Raw genomic sequence first — 13,850 nt, 5'->3', positions numbered from 1 at the left:
GGCGGCCAAGACAGGCAGTGATGCCGCGGGTCACTTCAAGGATGAAACAACGGGCTTGAGAGCGCTGCAAATGGACGTCGCGAGTTCCTCCTGCTGTTGAATCCCGAAGTGGACCGAGCAGTCGAAGTGCCGAGCCCAGGTGATCCGTTTGAGAGAAGAATCCACCAGCCGTATGGACGCACGGATGCGCTCGGTGTCGATGCGCAGGCTGCTTTCGACGCAATGGTGCGACCTGCCGCGCTGGCTGGTCCCTCCAGGGTCACCGGCATTCGGCCCGGCCGATGACGCGGGCGCCACCAACACGTCTCCAAAAGCACGAAAGAGCTGGTTCACCAGTTCCTCATAGAGCCCGCGGGCGAAAGCATGCCCGTCAACACGCTCCGCAATGCATTGGACCGGCTGCACCATGAGACGGTTGGGATGCACCGGGTCTTCGAGAGGGGATGCAGGGCGGTGGATCACCGGCATGTAGCTACCCACCGGAATGCGGATCTCGATTCCTCCCTGCGGCCTGTGGGCCGCGTAGTAGGCGTCCAGCCTTTGGCGCAGTCGCCCGATCTGAACCCTGACGATCGGGTCTTCACCCGGCATGTAGGCAGAAGCTTCGCGGTCGAAAACCTCGATCCCGATGGTGTGCTCGTTGGTATTGCGATTTTCTCCGGCGACCGCCTGCTCCACGAGAAAACGGAAAAGCCGCTTCATCCGATGCGCCTTTGCAAACGCATCGCTCTCCAATATTGCGTCGCACGCCTCCCTGATTTGATTTTCTTCGATCTCATTCATCTTACGCCTCACTGAGTACCTCATCGGTTAATGGTGCATCCACGCGTGGCCCTCCCAAAAGCCCCAAAAAACGCTGGCACTTCAATCAGGCGACCGGCGCGACTCCAATAACTTGAAAACCATTGGTTGCCGCCATCGCCGGCTTTTCAATACCCGTTTAATGCGCTGCCACGCGCGGCCGACATATTCACCCCGCAATGTGTTTTTCGGGCTAAGCCGTTCTGAATAGATCTGAAAAAAACTGCGCGTCCTCAAAGAGGAATACTGTTACGGTAACAGCCGACAGGAGTTACCGTATCGATACTTCACTTTTTCTTTGCCGGAATTAATATAGCGCCACACCAACCAAATTTGGCAAACGGAACCCCGCCAGCTATGGAGAGATAAATGGCCGACTCACTCCCCGCCGATGTCATTCAGGCAATCGCCATATCCAATGCAAAGTCCATTGGCGAGCAGCCTGCCATTTTGGCGAATCTCGCGCTAGCACAGCAAATATTCAACCAAAATATGCAGCAGCAAATCGCCTTGAGCCAGCAGCAGGCCATGAATCAAGTGCAGATGGCAGCCGCCGCAAAATGCGTCACCATGATCGAGAAAAGCGATGGCAAACAAGGCGAGCCTTCCATGGAAAGAATACTCAAAGACATTCAGGAATTCATGAAGGTCATTCAAGAAAAAGCCGCCGGCAAAGCATCGGGCCAATAATTCATTCACGAATGCCATTCATTGCATTTCTTGCAAATGCAATGAACCATCCTCCCAATTCCGGGGTGCGGTAGGTAACCCGCTTTTTTATCAACCTGCAATCCATCTCAAGGAGAAACACCATGGCAACTCTGCCCGAAGAAGTAGTGAGCGCTGTCGCGATCGGCAACCTGAAAGCCATCTCGGAACAGCCCGCGATGCTGTCCAACCTGGCCTATTCCAATACCGTGGCCAATACCAATCTGTCCCAGCAGAACGCGGTGGCCAACCAGCAGGCCATGAACGAACTGGGCATCTCCATCGTTGCCAAGGCATCCAACACGGTGAGCAACATCGGCCCGCTGGAGGCCCGCTCGGCCGTCGATGTCCTGACCAACGACGAACTGGCGCAGACCATCGCCGACATGAAGGCCACGCTGCAGGCTTTCAGCGGTCGTTGATCCCGGCCTCTCAGCGCTGACACGGAGGACAAAACATGATTGATGCACAAGTCACGAGTGCGGTCGCCGTCGGCAATCTGAAAGCCATTTCAGAGCAGCCGGCGATGCTGTCCAACCTCGCGTACGCGAATGTGGTCACGACCAACAACCTGGGACAGCAGAACGCCGTGGCAAACCAGCAGGCGATCGGCGAACTGGGTATTCCGCTGGTGGCGAAGGCCACGAACACCATCAGCACCATCGGACCCATGGAGGCCCGGTCTGCGGTGGATGTTCTGACCAACAACGAGTTGGCGCAATCGATCGCCGATCTGAAGGCGGCGGTGAACGCCTTCGCGGCGCCTTCGGGCGGAAGCGGTGCGGCTGGCCGAGCAACGCTCCGGGCGCTGATGGACAGGGGCCTTCGCGTGGACCCGGCCGGGCAGTTGGTCGTTCCACCGGGTATCACCATCCTTGTCCCCGGAAAAGTGGCCAAGGAGGAGATCCTCATCGATCTCCAGCCCAACTACTTCACCGTGAAGGTCAAGGCGAACGGCTGAATGCGTCGACAAGCTCGATGACAAAGGTGGGGCTGCCTGCGGGCCGCTCCACCCCTTTCAAACGGAGGGAATATGGGAACCATCGAAATCAAGAGCGTGGGCGACGACACGCCTCGGCACCCCGCCGTGTCGGCTGTCGCTCTGTCGGGATGGGTGACCGCGCAGCAGCCTTCGGCACTGTCGAACCTGGCGTACGCCAACCAGGTCGGCAATGGCGACCTGAGCGCCAAAGCCCAGGTGGCGCGCCAGGATGCCATGAACCGCCTTCGCCACACGATCGTGGCCTCGGCCGTGGCACGCATCCAGGCGCCGGGGCCTTGCACCGCCCGGTCGGTGGTGACGGTACTCACCAACAACGAATTGGCGCAGACCCTTGCCGGCCTGAAGAGCGCCCTCGGCGCCTTCTCGATGCGGCAGACCACCGCCCCTGTGCGAACGGCCATCCCATGAACCAGGCCACGCGAGAGCCGACGCCGATGGAGCTGCACAACACCATGCTCATGGAGCAAATCCAGAGCCGGCTGAAAAGCGGATTCGATGCGGCATTGCAGGGCGGCAACTACTACGTGGTCCGAAGCAGCCTGACAGGCGTGCTGTCCGTTCTGGCATCGACCACCATCACCGACGACCACGATGTGGCTTTCGGCCCTCAGCCGTTTTCGCAATGCATCGGCTATGTCAACTCCACCGTCGTCATGCGAACGGCTGAAAAAAACGATTGGGAATCGGACCCCGCCCTCACGCCGGTCCTTCCGAAGAAACACAAAGACAAAGGCACTGAGCAATGAACCAACCCCAATCGCTGGCACAACTGGGCCAGGTCGTCGAAAGCATCGCCGACTCCATGACGAAGGTGGCCACCAACATCGCGATGCTGGGGGTCGAGGGCAACGCCGATGAACAGATGCGGGTCATCACCGAGGAGAACAACAAGGTGCTGGACTACATTCGCCAACTGTACAAACTGCCGCCAGCGCCGGAGCAGTGACATGGCAGCCAGCGGCGCCATCGTGGACGCTCCCCTGTCGGCCGTGGCGGCGCTCAATGCCGTCGCGCTGCCCAGCGCCGAAGCCTCTTACGCCCTGATGGTCGAGGTGCTGGAAAGCGATCCCTCCCCACTCATCTTCGAATCGTTGGCCCTGAGCGCCGGCGCCATCATCCGGGGACTGAACGCCTACGAAGCCACCACGGTGGCGGGCAGCCCTGAATAGGGTCACCCGCATGCCACGTCGCGAAACCCCATGGCGGCCTTTGCCGGCACAGGTGGTGGTGGTGGCATTTCCCCAGGCATATCGCCAATATCCCTCCGGCATGGGACTGGACGGCTATTCAGGCGATTTCATTCTGGTTCAAGCCGACCCAGGCGACATCCAATTGCCTGACAGCGCAGGCGACTGGTTGAACCTTTCGCCGCCCGTGGCACTGTCCCCCGGACTGAGCCGTGTGAATTACGAGGCCACGGACAACACCTTGTCCATGCGCCGTCTGGCGCTTCCAGTCGGTGTCCGTGGAAAGACCTATGCGGTGGAGTTCATGCAGCAGCCCGGTGAACTGGTGCAGACGCAAATGGTGAGGGTGCTGAATTCACCGCTGACCCTCGATTGCCTGATCGCCGTTTCGTTCATCGCCAGCCTCATCAAGAAGATCCCGATCCCTCCGATCAAAGCGATCGTGGCGGTGATCGCGGTTCTGGCCTTGCTCGCTTTGGGAATGGCCGTGTCGTTGTTGCGGCGCAGTTTCATCCTGGTGCCAGAACCCTTGCCGCTGTCCACCGACACCCACGGCGTGCCCATCACCATCGTTCCCGGCGTGTCGGTATCGAATGTCCTGCCACTCAAGAACGTGTTGGCAGAAAACCAGACCATCGCATTGCAGACGATCAAGGCGGTTTATTGGTTGATAAAGGAGGTGCAATGATGTCTGCGACCAGGAGAACCACGGCATGCGTTGGGTCAGGAAAATCCATGGATGACTACACGGGTTTCGGCACCGCGAAGTTTCCGGGGATGGAGTCCCTCGCAAGACCCGAGCCGCCCGGCCCCACGGAACGCAAAGGCGCAAGCCGATATGGATAGCGCAACGGTCTGCCAGCCGCTGAGTTTTTGACCTTCAGGGCACAGCCCACCGCCCCTGCCCGGCCGGAAACACCCGGTCACAACACTTCGCGCCGCGGCGACACCGGCTTGACGTTGGCGGATCACGATGGAGGTGCTGAAAAAAACACACAGCGCTTTTCCAAAGGAGATCGTCATGACCCGCAAGACCATTGCCCTCACCGCCGCCACGCTGGCCCTCGCCGCGATGGGCTCCGTCACCACCGTGGCACGGGCAGCCACCAGCGCCACCGTGATCGTGCAGTCTGGCGGACCGGTGTACCGGCAGCCCGGGCCCGTGATGGTGCAGTACCAGGCACCGCCCCCGCCCCGCCGTGAGGCCGTGCCGCCCCCGCGCCGCGGCATGGTGTGGGAGACGGGCCATTGGGAATGGCGTGGCCATCGCCATGTCTGGGTGGCCGGCCACTGGGTCCGCGCCCGCCCCGGCTATGTCTATCGCCAGCCGGCCTGGGTGCAGCACGACGGCCGCTGGGAGATGCGCCGCGGCGGCTGGGACCGCGACGGCGACGGCGTGCCCAACCGCCAGGACCGTCGCCCGGACAACCCGAACCGGTACTGAGCCACGCGGGGCCCGCGCGGCCCTGCGCCCGCCGCATTCAGCCCATGGCGGCGGCGCGCCCCCGGCCCATATGCATATGGCGCGCGGCGCATGAACGCTTGCCCACAATGGCGCATCGGTTCTCACCCCGCGTTCAGCGCCCCTCTGCCATGCCGCTCCTCTTTCCCATCACCCACCGCGCCACCCGCCGCATCGCCGCCGCCCTGGCCTGCGCCGCGGCCACCACCTTCAGCTTCGCCGCCCACGCCGACGCGGCCGGCTGGCCCCGGCAACCCATCACCCTGATCCTGGGCTTTCCGGCGGGCTCGGGCATCGACGTCGTCGCCCGCGCGGTGCAGGAGCCCCTGAGCCAGAAGCTCGGGCAGCCCATCGTCATCGACTACAAATCGGGCGCGGCCGGCAACATCGCCAGCGAGTTCGTGGCACGCGCCCGGCCCGACGGCTACACGCTGGCCTTCGGCACCGCCGCCACGCACGGCAGCAATGCCGCGCTGTACCCCAAGCTGCCCTTCGACGTGGAGAACGACTTCGTTCCGGTGGGCCCGCTGATCGACGTATCGAACGTGCTCACCATCAACCCCGACGTCATCGACGCGAAGACGCTCCAGGAGTTCGTCGCGCTGGTGAAGGCCCACCCCGGCAAGTACAACTACGCCTCCACCGGCAACGGCGCCGGCACGCACATGGCCTTTGCCGAATTCAATGCGCGCCTGGGCCTGGACATGGTCCACGTGCCCTACAAGGGCGGCCCCGAAGCCATCACGTCGGTGGTGCGCGGCGAGACCTGCTGCATCATGAACCAGGTGCAGACCGTGCTGCCGCACTACAAGGCCGGCAAGGTGCGCCTGCTGGGCGTGACCACCGCCAAGCCCGTGGCCGCCGTCAAGGAGGTGCCCACCATCGCCTCCAGCGGCCTGCCGGGCACGCAGGGCTTCGACAGCTCGATCTGGTTCGGCCTCTTCGCGCCCAAGGGAACGGACGCCGCCGTGGTGCAGAAACTCAACACCGCCCTGCGCCAGGTGCTCGAGCAGCCCGAGGTCCGCGAGCGCTTCGAATCGCAGGGCAACGCCGTGCGCATCGAGACGCCCGCGCAGTTCCGCCAGACCGTCCACACCGACCGCGCCAAGTGGGCCCAGGTGGTGAAGGACGCCCGGATCCGCATCGACTGACCGCACGGCCCGGCCCCCTCCGCCGCGCACGGGGTTTGCGCGGCGCGGCTTCGCTGCTACGATGCACCCCGCAGGAGAGCGAGCGGCCCCCGGGCCGCTCCACCGAAGGCGCAAACTCCCATACACGCTCAGGTCCCGTACTGCACCACCATCAAAGCCGTCTGGAGAGCCGCCATGCATGCCATGGCGCACCGAAGGAGCAAGCCCCTCGCCGTGTTGGCGCAGGGCGAATCTCTCAGGTACCAAGGACAGGGGGAGCGGCAGCACGGCAGATCGCCGTCGGCTGCACGCTATCGATTCTATAGCACCACGCCGGCGATCTGCTTGCGCAAACCTTCCAAAAGGCTTGTGAATCATGCGCGTGATCGTTCTCGGTGCCGGCCTGCTCGGCACCACCTCCGCCTATTTCCTGCAACAACTCGGCCACGAAGTGACCGTCATCGACCGCCAGGGCGTGCCCGGTGCGGAAACCAGCTTCGCCAACGGCGGGCAGATCTCGGTGAGCCATGCCGAGCCCTGGGCCAACCCCGGCGCGCCGCTCAAGGTGCTGAAATGGCTGGGCCGCGAAGACGCCCCCCTGCTCTTTCGCCTGCGCGCCGACATGCGCCAGTGGCTGTGGGGCCTGCAGTTCCTGCGCGAATGCACGCCGGCCCGCACGCGGCACAACATCGAGCAGATCGTGCGCCTGGGCACCTACAGCCGCGACACGCTGCAGCAGCTGCGCCGCGATACGGGCATCCAGTACGACCAGCGCACGCAGGGCATCCTGCACTTCTACACGAGCGCCCGGGAGTTCGATGCCGCGCTCGCTCCCGCCGAGCAGATGCGCGCCCTGGGCTGCGAGCGCCGCGTGGTCAGCGCCGACGAGGCCGTGCGGCTGGAGCCCGCGCTCGCCCACATCCGCCCGCAACTGGCCGGCGCCACCTACACGGCCGAGGACGAATCGGGCGACGCCAACACTTTCACGCGCGAGCTGGCCCGGCTGGCGCAGGCGGCGGGCGTGCAATTCCGTACCGGCTGCCACATCACGGCGCTGCGCACGGCGGGCGGCGCCATCGACCATGCCGAGATCACCAACGCGGAAGGTCGCTTCGAACGCGTGCGGGGCGATGCCTACGTGCTGGCCATGGGCTCGTTCAGCCCGCTGCTGGCCGAGCCGCTGGGCCTGCGCCTGTCCATCTACCCAGCCAAGGGCTATTCGGTCACGATGCCCGTGCGCGATGCTTCGGCGGCCTACGAGGTGAGCCTGACGGACGATGAATTCAAGCTCGTCTTCTCGCGATACACCAGCGAGCGCGGCGACCGCCTGCGCATCGCCGGCACGGCGGAACTCAACGGCTACCAGCGCGACTTGAACCCCGTGCGCTGCGAAGCCATCGTGCGCCGCGTGGAAGAACTCTTTCCCGGCGCGGGCGACACGCGCCAAGCCCAGTTCTGGACCGGGCTGCGCCCTGCCACGCCCAGCAACGTGCCGCTGATCGGCAAGACGAAGATCGGCAACCTGTTCCTCAACACAGGGCACGGCACGCTGGGCTGGACGCACGCCTGCGGATCGGGCCGCTCCATCGCCCGCATCGTGAGCGGGCTGGCGCCGGAAGTGGACTTCGCATTCACCGGCATGCCGCGCACGGCCGCGCCCGCGCTCCTGCCGGTGACCTGAAGTCCATTGCTATTATTTTTATAGCTGCCGCCACATGATTTTCTAGGGCGTGAAGCCAAAAAGGCCCAAAACCCCTTTGGGCCGCCCCGGGAAGGGGCGCACGGCCTGCGGGCATGCCGGCGCGGGGCCTCCCGCGGTCGCCGGGCTCAGGCCGGCGCGTGCTCGCTGGTGAACACCGTGAGCACGCCGGTGTAGCCGTACAGCCGGTGGTGGGCGATCTCGCCGCCGGCGAAGAACCCCACCAGCGGTACGTCGCCCAGCGCATGGCGCACGATCTGCAGCTCCGCGCTCGGCCCGCCGAAATGCGGGCCGCCGCGCCCGGAGCAACTCACGTAGATCGCGCCCACGATGTGCCGCTGCACCGGCGCGCGCGCGGCCCCGTCGGCACCGCCGCCCAGGGCCTGCGCCAGCGCGCGGCGCTCGCTGTCGGCCGACGGTGCGGGCAGGGTCTCGGCTTCCTCGGGCGTGAGCTCCTCGCGGATCTCGGCGCAGATGCGCATCAGGTCGGCTCGGGCCGCCGCCACGTTGCGCTGGCAGAACGCCAGGCGCATGCCCTCTTCCACTTGGTCGGCCAGGGCCACGCCCCGGCGCGTGGCGTCGAGCCCCACGATGTGGCGCACCCGGGTGTCCGTGCCGAAATGCCCGGCCCGGCCGAGCGGCTGCACGCCGGCATCCACCAGGCCGGCGAGCGTGGCCCGCACTTCGCGCAGCGCGGGCTGCGGGTCGCCGTCCAGCGAGATGTGCAGCGTGTCCAGCAGCGCATCCAGCGCCGGCTGGCCGTCGAGCGCCAGCACCACGTTGTCCTGCGCCTCGGTGATGGTGCACAGCGGCCCCACGGGCTGGCAACCCTGCGTGACGCGCGACAGCAGGCTCACGCCCTCGCTGAAGGCCACGCCCGACAGTCCGCCGTCGAACACGCCACGCGCGCCGCCCTGCCCCGCGATGTTGCCGTTGCCGCCCACGGCGAACTGCACGCTCGCGTTACGGCTGGCCGACAAGCCGCCGAACAGGTAGCCGGTGGCCGTGCGGTCGGCCATTTCATCGATCAGCTCGGCCAGGTCGGGCGTGCGGCCGTCCGCGTGCACGAGCGCCGTGTGCGCGACGAACCCGCTGGCCGCATTGCGCGCCAGCGGCGCCACGCCGGAGAACACGCGGTACTGGTCGGACCGCAGGTCCAGCAGCATGACGGACAGGGCCGGCTCGTCGAAGTATTCGGCGTTGTTGGCCGCCACGCCCACGCCCACGGTGCCGCTCCAGTCGGTCACCTCGGGCAGTTCGGCCGACACGAAGTCGAGCAGGGCCTGCGCCTCGTCCGCATAGTGGTCGGTGATGTAGAGCACCCCCAGGGTGGGCGCGCTGGCGTACTGCGGCAGCGCCATCTGCGCACGCAGTTGCGCCAGCACCAGCGCGGCCGCCATGCGCCACTGGGGATGGGTGGCGTGGCCGTTGGGAAAGAGTTTCATGGTCGGAGGCAAAGGTCGCGGCGGCCCGCTGCGCGGGCGGCCATGTCGGAAAAGAAAGTGCAGGGGGATGCAGTCACGGGCCCGTCCGCTTGCGCGGTGCGGCGGACTTGGCCGCGGCCGGCGCGGCACCGCGCCGCGCCGCAGAAGGGGGAGCCCCCACGGGCTTCCTGGCAGCGGCCTTTTTCGGCGCAGCGGCCGGCCGGGTGCGTGGGGCTGCGGTGCGGGCTGCGGCAGGGGCCGCGGCCGGCTTGCGGCTGCGGGCGGTGGGCGCCTTGGCATCCTGCGGCGCCTGGGCCATGCGCGTGGCTTCCTGCACGCCCTGCAGCCCCTGGGCGGCCAGTTGCGTGGCCATGTCGGTGGCGGTCTTGAAGGCCTCGGCCGCCGCACCGCGCGTGGCCTCCACCGCGGCCTGGTGCGACGCATCGCCCATCGCCTGGGCCGCGATCTGCTGGAACTGGCTGGTCAGCGCGCCCCACCACTGCATCGGGTCCACGACGCCGGGCAGCGCGGTGGACGCGGCTCCCGTGGCCGCGGGGTCGCTGGCGGCGTCTTCTTCGGCCGCGGGCTCGGAAGCGGGCGGCTCGGCCGGTGGCTCGCGCTGGGGCTCGCGGTAGGGGGCGGGGCTGGCACGTGCGGGCTCGGGGGCGGGCGCCGAAGGCGATGGTTTGGGCGCGAAGGCACCGGCCAGGTCGCCCATCGCCACGTTCATGCCCTTGAGCGTGGCGAGGGTCATCTTCTGCACCTCCAGCGCCTGCACCGTGGCGCTCAAGGCGCGCGAGTTCTGCTCCAGCCAGAACTGCACGGCCTTCAATTCATCGATGCGTTTTTCCAGTTCTTCCACGCTGATCGTCGGGGCCACCCAACTGGACAGGCTCGGCATCTGCGGCACGCCGCCCGGCGCGCCTTTGGCCAGGTTCTGGAGGAAGTCGAAGCCCGGCACGAACCTGCCGAAACCGAAGGGGGATGTGTCGCTCATGGCCATTCCTTTGCGATGCGCTGCATGGCGCCGGTGGGGGATGGGACAGCTTAACGCGATTGCCCCGCGGGGCCAACGCCGCGGGCATCGCCCGGCATCGCCAGGGCACCTCGCCGGCACCGCTTTCTGCGCGCGCCTCGGGGCCTTCGAACCCAGCATCCATGCCGCTTGCAGCGTGCAATCCGCGTGCGGCCCGCGCCCGCCGATGCAAACCCCCTAGAATCCGGCGACCAGCATGCTGGAATGTTCACCACTTTTTCCGAGAAATACCAACACCATGGCAACTGCAAAGAAAACCACCGCGCCTGCAAAGAAGGCCGCTCCCGCAGCCAAGAAGGCTGCAGCCCCCGTGGCCAAGAAGGTCGCAGCACCGGCCAAGAAGGCCGCTCCCGTGAAGAAGGTCGCAGCCCCCAAGGCCAAGGCCCCCGTCGCCGCCAAGGCCGCTCCTGCCGCGCTCAAGCCGCTGAAGGAAGTGTTCACGAAGACCTCGCTGATCGCCCACCTGGCACAGCAGGCCGGCGTCGAGCCCAAGGCCGCCAAGGCCGTGCTCGCAGCACTGGAATCGGCCATCCTGGCTTCGGTGCACAAGAAGGGCTCCGGCGAATTCACGCTGCCCGGCCTGATGAAGATCGGCCTGCAGCAAGTGCCCGCCAAGAAGAAGCGCTTCGGCAAGGACCCGTTCACGGGTGCCGAGCGCTGGTTCCCCGCCAAGCCCGCATCGGTCAAGATCAAGACCCGCGCGCTGAAGAAGCTCAAGGACGCCACGGTCTGATCGACCGGTGCGCTCCGCGGTGCCTTGGCGGCACCGCCAGCCCAACGAAAAAAGCCGGCACCTGTGCCGGCTTTTTTTCATGCGCACCGCGTTCCCATCAGGGCTCCAGATACCACTGCGCCAGGCGCTTGCGCTCGCCAGGGCCCACGCCCAGCCGCTGCTCCAGGTAGCGCAGCACGCCGCCATGGTCCGTCTCCACGGCCTGCAGCGCCGCTTCGAGAAAGTCCTGCTGCACGCGCCACAGCACGTTCAGCACCGCCTCCGGCGCGGCCCCGTTCACCTGCGCGGGCCGCCGGTACAACCCGTTGGTGAGCAGGTAGTCCTGCATCACCACCTCGCGCGATACGCCCAGCGCCAGCAGGATGAGCGCCGCCGCGAAGCCCGTGCGGTCCTTGCCCGCGGTGCAGTGAAAGACCAGCGGCGTGTCGTTGTCCAGCAGGTGCTCGAACAGCGTGGCGAACTCGCGCGTGTTGTGCGCGACGAAAGCGCGGTAGGTGTCGCGCATCAGATCCATCGCGATCTCGGGCGTGAGCGTGTGGCCCGACAGCGCCATCTCCTTGGCACGCTGCACCACCGTCGGCTCGATGGACAGCGGGTAATAGGCCACATCGGGCAGCACGTAGGCCAGCGTGGCCCGTTCATGCTCCCCCCGGAAATCTACGGCGCGCGCCAGCCCCAGCGCCGACAGCGCCTGCGCGTCTTCGGGCGTCAGCGCGGCCAGGTGGTCGGAGCGAAACAGGCGGCGCCAGCGCACGGGCCGCCCCTGCTCGCCTGGGTAGCCGCCCAGATCGCGGAAATTGGTGGCGCCCAGCAGGTTCAGCGAACGGGAGTAGGAAGGTGAGTCGCTCATGCAGCCACTTTATGCGAAAGGCGCGCGGGCCGGAGGGGTGGCCAGGGCATGGCCCATGGCGCCGATCCCTGGACAACCCCTGCCCCAATCGCGGGGCGCCACCCTATACTGGCTACGGATCACCCGGCCCCGCTGAAAGCCATGGCGGCGGCACGGATGCAAGTGCGCAGAAAGAGGCACGGAGAAAGGACGCAAGGGCGAATGCCTGCCCCCGCCCAACAGGGCCCCGGTGCAGGGGGCCAGGCTCAGCGTGGAGAGGCGCACGAGAAGAATCAAAGGCCAGTGACCGCCCACGGTCCGGCCTTCCATTCCATAATTTCAGGAGGGGGCTTGCATCCATGAAGAAGACGCTGGCGAACGCTTCCACCAGAAAGCTCCTGATGCTGCTGGTTCCGGCGCTGATCATCGTCCAGGTGGTGGCGTTCGTCTTCCTGCACTTCGCCAACCGCAACATCGCACTGGAAAGCGTGGATTCCGCGCTGGAAGGCGGGGCGCAGACCTTCCTGTACACGGCCGCCACGCGCAAGGACAACCGGCAGCAGACCTCGCTGCTGGTCACGAAAGACTACGGGCTGCAGCACACCATCGCCAACGGCAACCGCGCGACCATCGAGTCGGCGCTGGCCAGCCAGCTGGCCCGCACGGGGGCCGAGCTGATCGTCCTCACGGACCTCAACCACAAGATCGTGGCCCGTGCCTCCGTGACCCAGCTTCTGAACGAGCGCGACCTGGATCTGGACGCGACGCTGGAGGCCCTGGTGACCGAGGTCAGCGAAACCGGCCGCAGCATTGGCCCGCTGGCCGCGGGCGAGCACACGCCCGTGCTCTACAACTGGGTCAAGGCCACCATCAGCGCCCCCATGCCCATCATGAACATCTTCCTGGGCTATCGCGTCAACACCATGGCGGTGGAGCAGTTCACCAAGATGACGCAGCTGAAGATGGCGTTCCTGTCGCAGGAAAGCGAAGGCGATTTCGTCATCCACACCTCCACCCTGCCCGGCATAGTGCTCAACCGGAGCATCCACGAACACACGCAGTCGTCCGAGAACTTTTCGGCGGAAGGCACTGATGGTGCGCAGTACCGGGCCAAGGTCATCAACCTGGGCGGTCTGCAGGGCTCCAACGTCATCGCGGTGGTGGCCAAACCGTTCGCGCCGGTCTTCTCGCCTTTCCTGCGGCTGGAGGGGCTGTTCGCCGCCAGCATCCTGTTCAGTTCGTTCCTCTCCATCCTGGCCGCGAACCTCATCACCAACCGGGTGGTCGTGCCGCTCGAGAACGTGGCGCACCGCGATGCGCTGACCCATCTGGCCAACCGGCGGCTTTTCGAGATCAACCTGGACAACGCCGAGCAGAACCAGCAGGCCCTGAACACCGGATACGCGATCTTGCTGATGGATCTCGACAAGTTCAAGGCCATCAACGACAACTACGGCCACGAAGCGGGGGACGCCGTCTTGAAGGAAGTGGCGCTGCGAACCAAGAAGCACGTGCGCTCGTCGGACACGCTGGCGCGCCTGGGCGGAGACGAATTCGCCATCCTGATGCGCTCGCAGGACCTGCAGCGCGTGCAGGAGGCCGCCGCCGCCATCGTCAACGCCATCCGGCAGCCCATCCAGGTGCGGCCGGACCAGTGGGTGAACGTCGGGGCCAGCATCGGCATCGCGCGCTCGCCCGAGAATTCGACCGTGGCCGCCCAGGTGCTGCATTGCGCCGACCTCGCCATGTACAGCGCCAAGCAGCAGGCCAGCGGGCTGCAGGTGTACGAGGGCACACCGCCAGCGTAATGCCGCGCCGCCACCGCAGGCACCGCGCTC

17 protein-coding genes and 1 riboswitch are annotated in these 13,850 nt (G+C 66.1%); of the genes, 13 read left to right on the top strand and 4 right to left on the bottom strand.

The window, feature by feature from the left end; all coding sequences use genetic code 11:
• Positions 1-30 precede the first annotated feature (30 nt).
• Complete coding sequence (locus tag AVTE2539_RS24055; protein WP_284414589.1) at positions 31-783, bottom strand: hypothetical protein; 753 nt, start codon at positions 781-783, stop codon at positions 31-33.
• A gap of 387 nt (positions 784-1,170) precedes the next feature.
• Between AVTE2539_RS24055 and AVTE2539_RS24050 the strand changes: the two genes are divergently transcribed.
• From AVTE2539_RS24050 to AVTE2539_RS24000, 11 genes are all read left to right on the top strand, one after another.
• Positions 1,171-1,491, top strand: coding sequence for an FAD-binding monooxygenase (locus tag AVTE2539_RS24050; protein ID WP_284414587.1), 321 nt, complete (start codon positions 1,171-1,173; stop codon positions 1,489-1,491).
• 122 nt (positions 1,492-1,613) lie between these two features.
• Positions 1,614-1,931, top strand: a complete 318-nt coding sequence (locus AVTE2539_RS24045; protein WP_272566815.1) for a R body protein — start codon at positions 1,614-1,616, stop codon at positions 1,929-1,931.
• A gap of 35 nt (positions 1,932-1,966) precedes the next feature.
• Entirely contained in the window at positions 1,967-2,470 is a 504-nt protein-coding gene (locus AVTE2539_RS24040; protein ID WP_272566814.1) for a hypothetical protein, read from the top strand.
• A 72-nt stretch (positions 2,471-2,542) separates the two neighbouring features.
• Positions 2,543-2,920 (top strand): hypothetical protein, encoded by a 378-nt coding sequence (locus tag AVTE2539_RS24035; protein WP_284414585.1) that lies wholly within the window; start codon positions 2,543-2,545, stop codon positions 2,918-2,920.
• On the top strand, positions 2,917-3,258 hold the full coding sequence (locus AVTE2539_RS24030; protein WP_284414583.1) for a hypothetical protein: 342 nt from the start codon (positions 2,917-2,919) through the stop codon (positions 3,256-3,258). The genes AVTE2539_RS24035 and AVTE2539_RS24030 overlap by 4 nt, the downstream gene beginning before the upstream one ends.
• Positions 3,255-3,458 carry a Ras family protein gene (locus tag AVTE2539_RS24025; RefSeq protein WP_284407179.1) on the top strand — a complete coding sequence of 68 codons (204 nt, stop codon included), beginning with the start codon at positions 3,255-3,257 and terminating at the stop codon, positions 3,456-3,458. The genes AVTE2539_RS24030 and AVTE2539_RS24025 overlap by 4 nt, the downstream gene beginning before the upstream one ends.
• Before the next feature lies 1 nt (position 3,459).
• Positions 3,460-3,681, top strand: a complete 222-nt coding sequence (locus tag AVTE2539_RS24020) for a hypothetical protein (RefSeq protein ID WP_284414581.1) — start codon at positions 3,460-3,462, stop codon at positions 3,679-3,681.
• 10 nt (positions 3,682-3,691) lie between these two features.
• Complete coding sequence (locus tag AVTE2539_RS24015; RefSeq protein ID WP_284414579.1) at positions 3,692-4,387, top strand: hypothetical protein; 696 nt, start codon at positions 3,692-3,694, stop codon at positions 4,385-4,387.
• Positions 4,388-4,720: 333 nt separating this feature from the next.
• Positions 4,721-5,143 (top strand): YXWGXW repeat-containing protein, encoded by a 423-nt coding sequence (locus tag AVTE2539_RS24010; RefSeq protein ID WP_284402473.1) that lies wholly within the window; start codon positions 4,721-4,723, stop codon positions 5,141-5,143.
• A gap of 149 nt (positions 5,144-5,292) precedes the next feature.
• A complete protein-coding gene (locus tag AVTE2539_RS24005; protein WP_284414577.1) occupies positions 5,293-6,312 on the top strand; it encodes a Bug family tripartite tricarboxylate transporter substrate binding protein in 1,020 nt (339 codons plus the stop codon).
• Positions 6,313-6,463: 151 nt separating this feature from the next.
• Positions 6,464-6,574: riboswitch (glycine riboswitch) on the top strand.
• A 93-nt stretch (positions 6,575-6,667) separates the two neighbouring features.
• Positions 6,668-7,972: a D-amino acid dehydrogenase gene (locus AVTE2539_RS24000; RefSeq protein WP_284414575.1), complete on the top strand. Its 1,305-nt coding sequence runs from the start codon at positions 6,668-6,670 to the stop codon at positions 7,970-7,972.
• Positions 7,973-8,118: 146 nt separating this feature from the next.
• Here the strand turns inward: AVTE2539_RS24000 and AVTE2539_RS23995 are convergent, their stop codons facing one another.
• Positions 8,119-9,435 carry an FIST signal transduction protein gene (locus AVTE2539_RS23995; protein ID WP_284402476.1) on the bottom strand — a complete coding sequence of 439 codons (1,317 nt, stop codon included), beginning with the start codon at positions 9,433-9,435 and terminating at the stop codon, positions 8,119-8,121.
• Positions 9,436-9,508: 73 nt separating this feature from the next.
• Positions 9,509-10,411: a PhaM family polyhydroxyalkanoate granule multifunctional regulatory protein gene (locus tag AVTE2539_RS23990; RefSeq protein ID WP_284414573.1), complete on the bottom strand. Its 903-nt coding sequence runs from the start codon at positions 10,409-10,411 to the stop codon at positions 9,509-9,511.
• 277 nt (positions 10,412-10,688) lie between these two features.
• Between AVTE2539_RS23990 and AVTE2539_RS23985 the strand changes: the two genes are divergently transcribed.
• Positions 10,689-11,183 (top strand): HU family DNA-binding protein, encoded by a 495-nt coding sequence (locus tag AVTE2539_RS23985; protein ID WP_284402479.1) that lies wholly within the window; start codon positions 10,689-10,691, stop codon positions 11,181-11,183.
• 97 nt (positions 11,184-11,280) lie between these two features.
• Here AVTE2539_RS23985 and AVTE2539_RS23980 read toward each other — a convergent pair whose 3' ends face one another.
• Entirely contained in the window at positions 11,281-12,033 is a 753-nt protein-coding gene (locus AVTE2539_RS23980; protein ID WP_284414571.1) for a tyrosine-protein phosphatase, read from the bottom strand.
• Positions 12,034-12,413: 380 nt separating this feature from the next.
• Here AVTE2539_RS23980 and AVTE2539_RS23975 point away from each other — a divergent pair, with 380 nt between their 5' ends.
• On the top strand, positions 12,414-13,820 hold the full coding sequence (locus AVTE2539_RS23975; RefSeq protein ID WP_284414569.1) for a diguanylate cyclase domain-containing protein: 1,407 nt from the start codon (positions 12,414-12,416) through the stop codon (positions 13,818-13,820).
• The last annotated feature ends 30 nt before the right edge of the window (positions 13,821-13,850 follow it).

This window comes from Acidovorax sp. SUPP2539, from assembly GCF_030158975.1.
GTDB lineage: Bacteria > Pseudomonadota > Gammaproteobacteria > Burkholderiales > Burkholderiaceae_C > Paracidovorax.
Note: the sequence above shows the minus strand (reverse complement) of the source record. Positions and strands in the feature narration are given on the sequence as shown.

Excerpts from the sequence above, each read along its gene's own strand:
- AVTE2539_RS24055 (WP_284414589.1), bottom strand. The coding sequence starts at position 783 with ATGAATGAGATCGAAGAAAATCAAATCAGGGAGGCGTGCGACGCAATA.
- AVTE2539_RS24050 (WP_284414587.1), top strand. The coding sequence starts at position 1,171 with ATGGCCGACTCACTCCCCGCCGATGTCATTCAGGCAATCGCCATATCC.
- AVTE2539_RS24045 (WP_272566815.1), top strand. The coding sequence starts at position 1,614 with ATGGCAACTCTGCCCGAAGAAGTAGTGAGCGCTGTCGCGATCGGCAAC.
- AVTE2539_RS24040 (WP_272566814.1), top strand. The coding sequence starts at position 1,967 with ATGATTGATGCACAAGTCACGAGTGCGGTCGCCGTCGGCAATCTGAAA.
- AVTE2539_RS24035 (WP_284414585.1), top strand. The coding sequence starts at position 2,543 with ATGGGAACCATCGAAATCAAGAGCGTGGGCGACGACACGCCTCGGCAC.
- AVTE2539_RS24030 (WP_284414583.1), top strand. The coding sequence starts at position 2,917 with ATGAACCAGGCCACGCGAGAGCCGACGCCGATGGAGCTGCACAACACC.
- AVTE2539_RS24025 (WP_284407179.1), top strand. The coding sequence starts at position 3,255 with ATGAACCAACCCCAATCGCTGGCACAACTGGGCCAGGTCGTCGAAAGC.
- AVTE2539_RS24020 (WP_284414581.1), top strand. The coding sequence starts at position 3,460 with ATGGCAGCCAGCGGCGCCATCGTGGACGCTCCCCTGTCGGCCGTGGCG.
- AVTE2539_RS24015 (WP_284414579.1), top strand. The coding sequence starts at position 3,692 with ATGCCACGTCGCGAAACCCCATGGCGGCCTTTGCCGGCACAGGTGGTG.
- AVTE2539_RS24010 (WP_284402473.1), top strand. The coding sequence starts at position 4,721 with ATGACCCGCAAGACCATTGCCCTCACCGCCGCCACGCTGGCCCTCGCC.
- AVTE2539_RS24005 (WP_284414577.1), top strand. The coding sequence starts at position 5,293 with ATGCCGCTCCTCTTTCCCATCACCCACCGCGCCACCCGCCGCATCGCC.
- AVTE2539_RS24000 (WP_284414575.1), top strand. The coding sequence starts at position 6,668 with ATGCGCGTGATCGTTCTCGGTGCCGGCCTGCTCGGCACCACCTCCGCC.
- AVTE2539_RS23995 (WP_284402476.1), bottom strand. The coding sequence starts at position 9,435 with ATGAAACTCTTTCCCAACGGCCACGCCACCCATCCCCAGTGGCGCATG.
- AVTE2539_RS23990 (WP_284414573.1), bottom strand. The coding sequence starts at position 10,411 with ATGAGCGACACATCCCCCTTCGGTTTCGGCAGGTTCGTGCCGGGCTTC.
- AVTE2539_RS23985 (WP_284402479.1), top strand. The coding sequence starts at position 10,689 with ATGGCAACTGCAAAGAAAACCACCGCGCCTGCAAAGAAGGCCGCTCCC.
- AVTE2539_RS23980 (WP_284414571.1), bottom strand. The coding sequence starts at position 12,033 with ATGAGCGACTCACCTTCCTACTCCCGTTCGCTGAACCTGCTGGGCGCC.
- AVTE2539_RS23975 (WP_284414569.1), top strand. The coding sequence starts at position 12,414 with ATGCTGCTGGTTCCGGCGCTGATCATCGTCCAGGTGGTGGCGTTCGTC.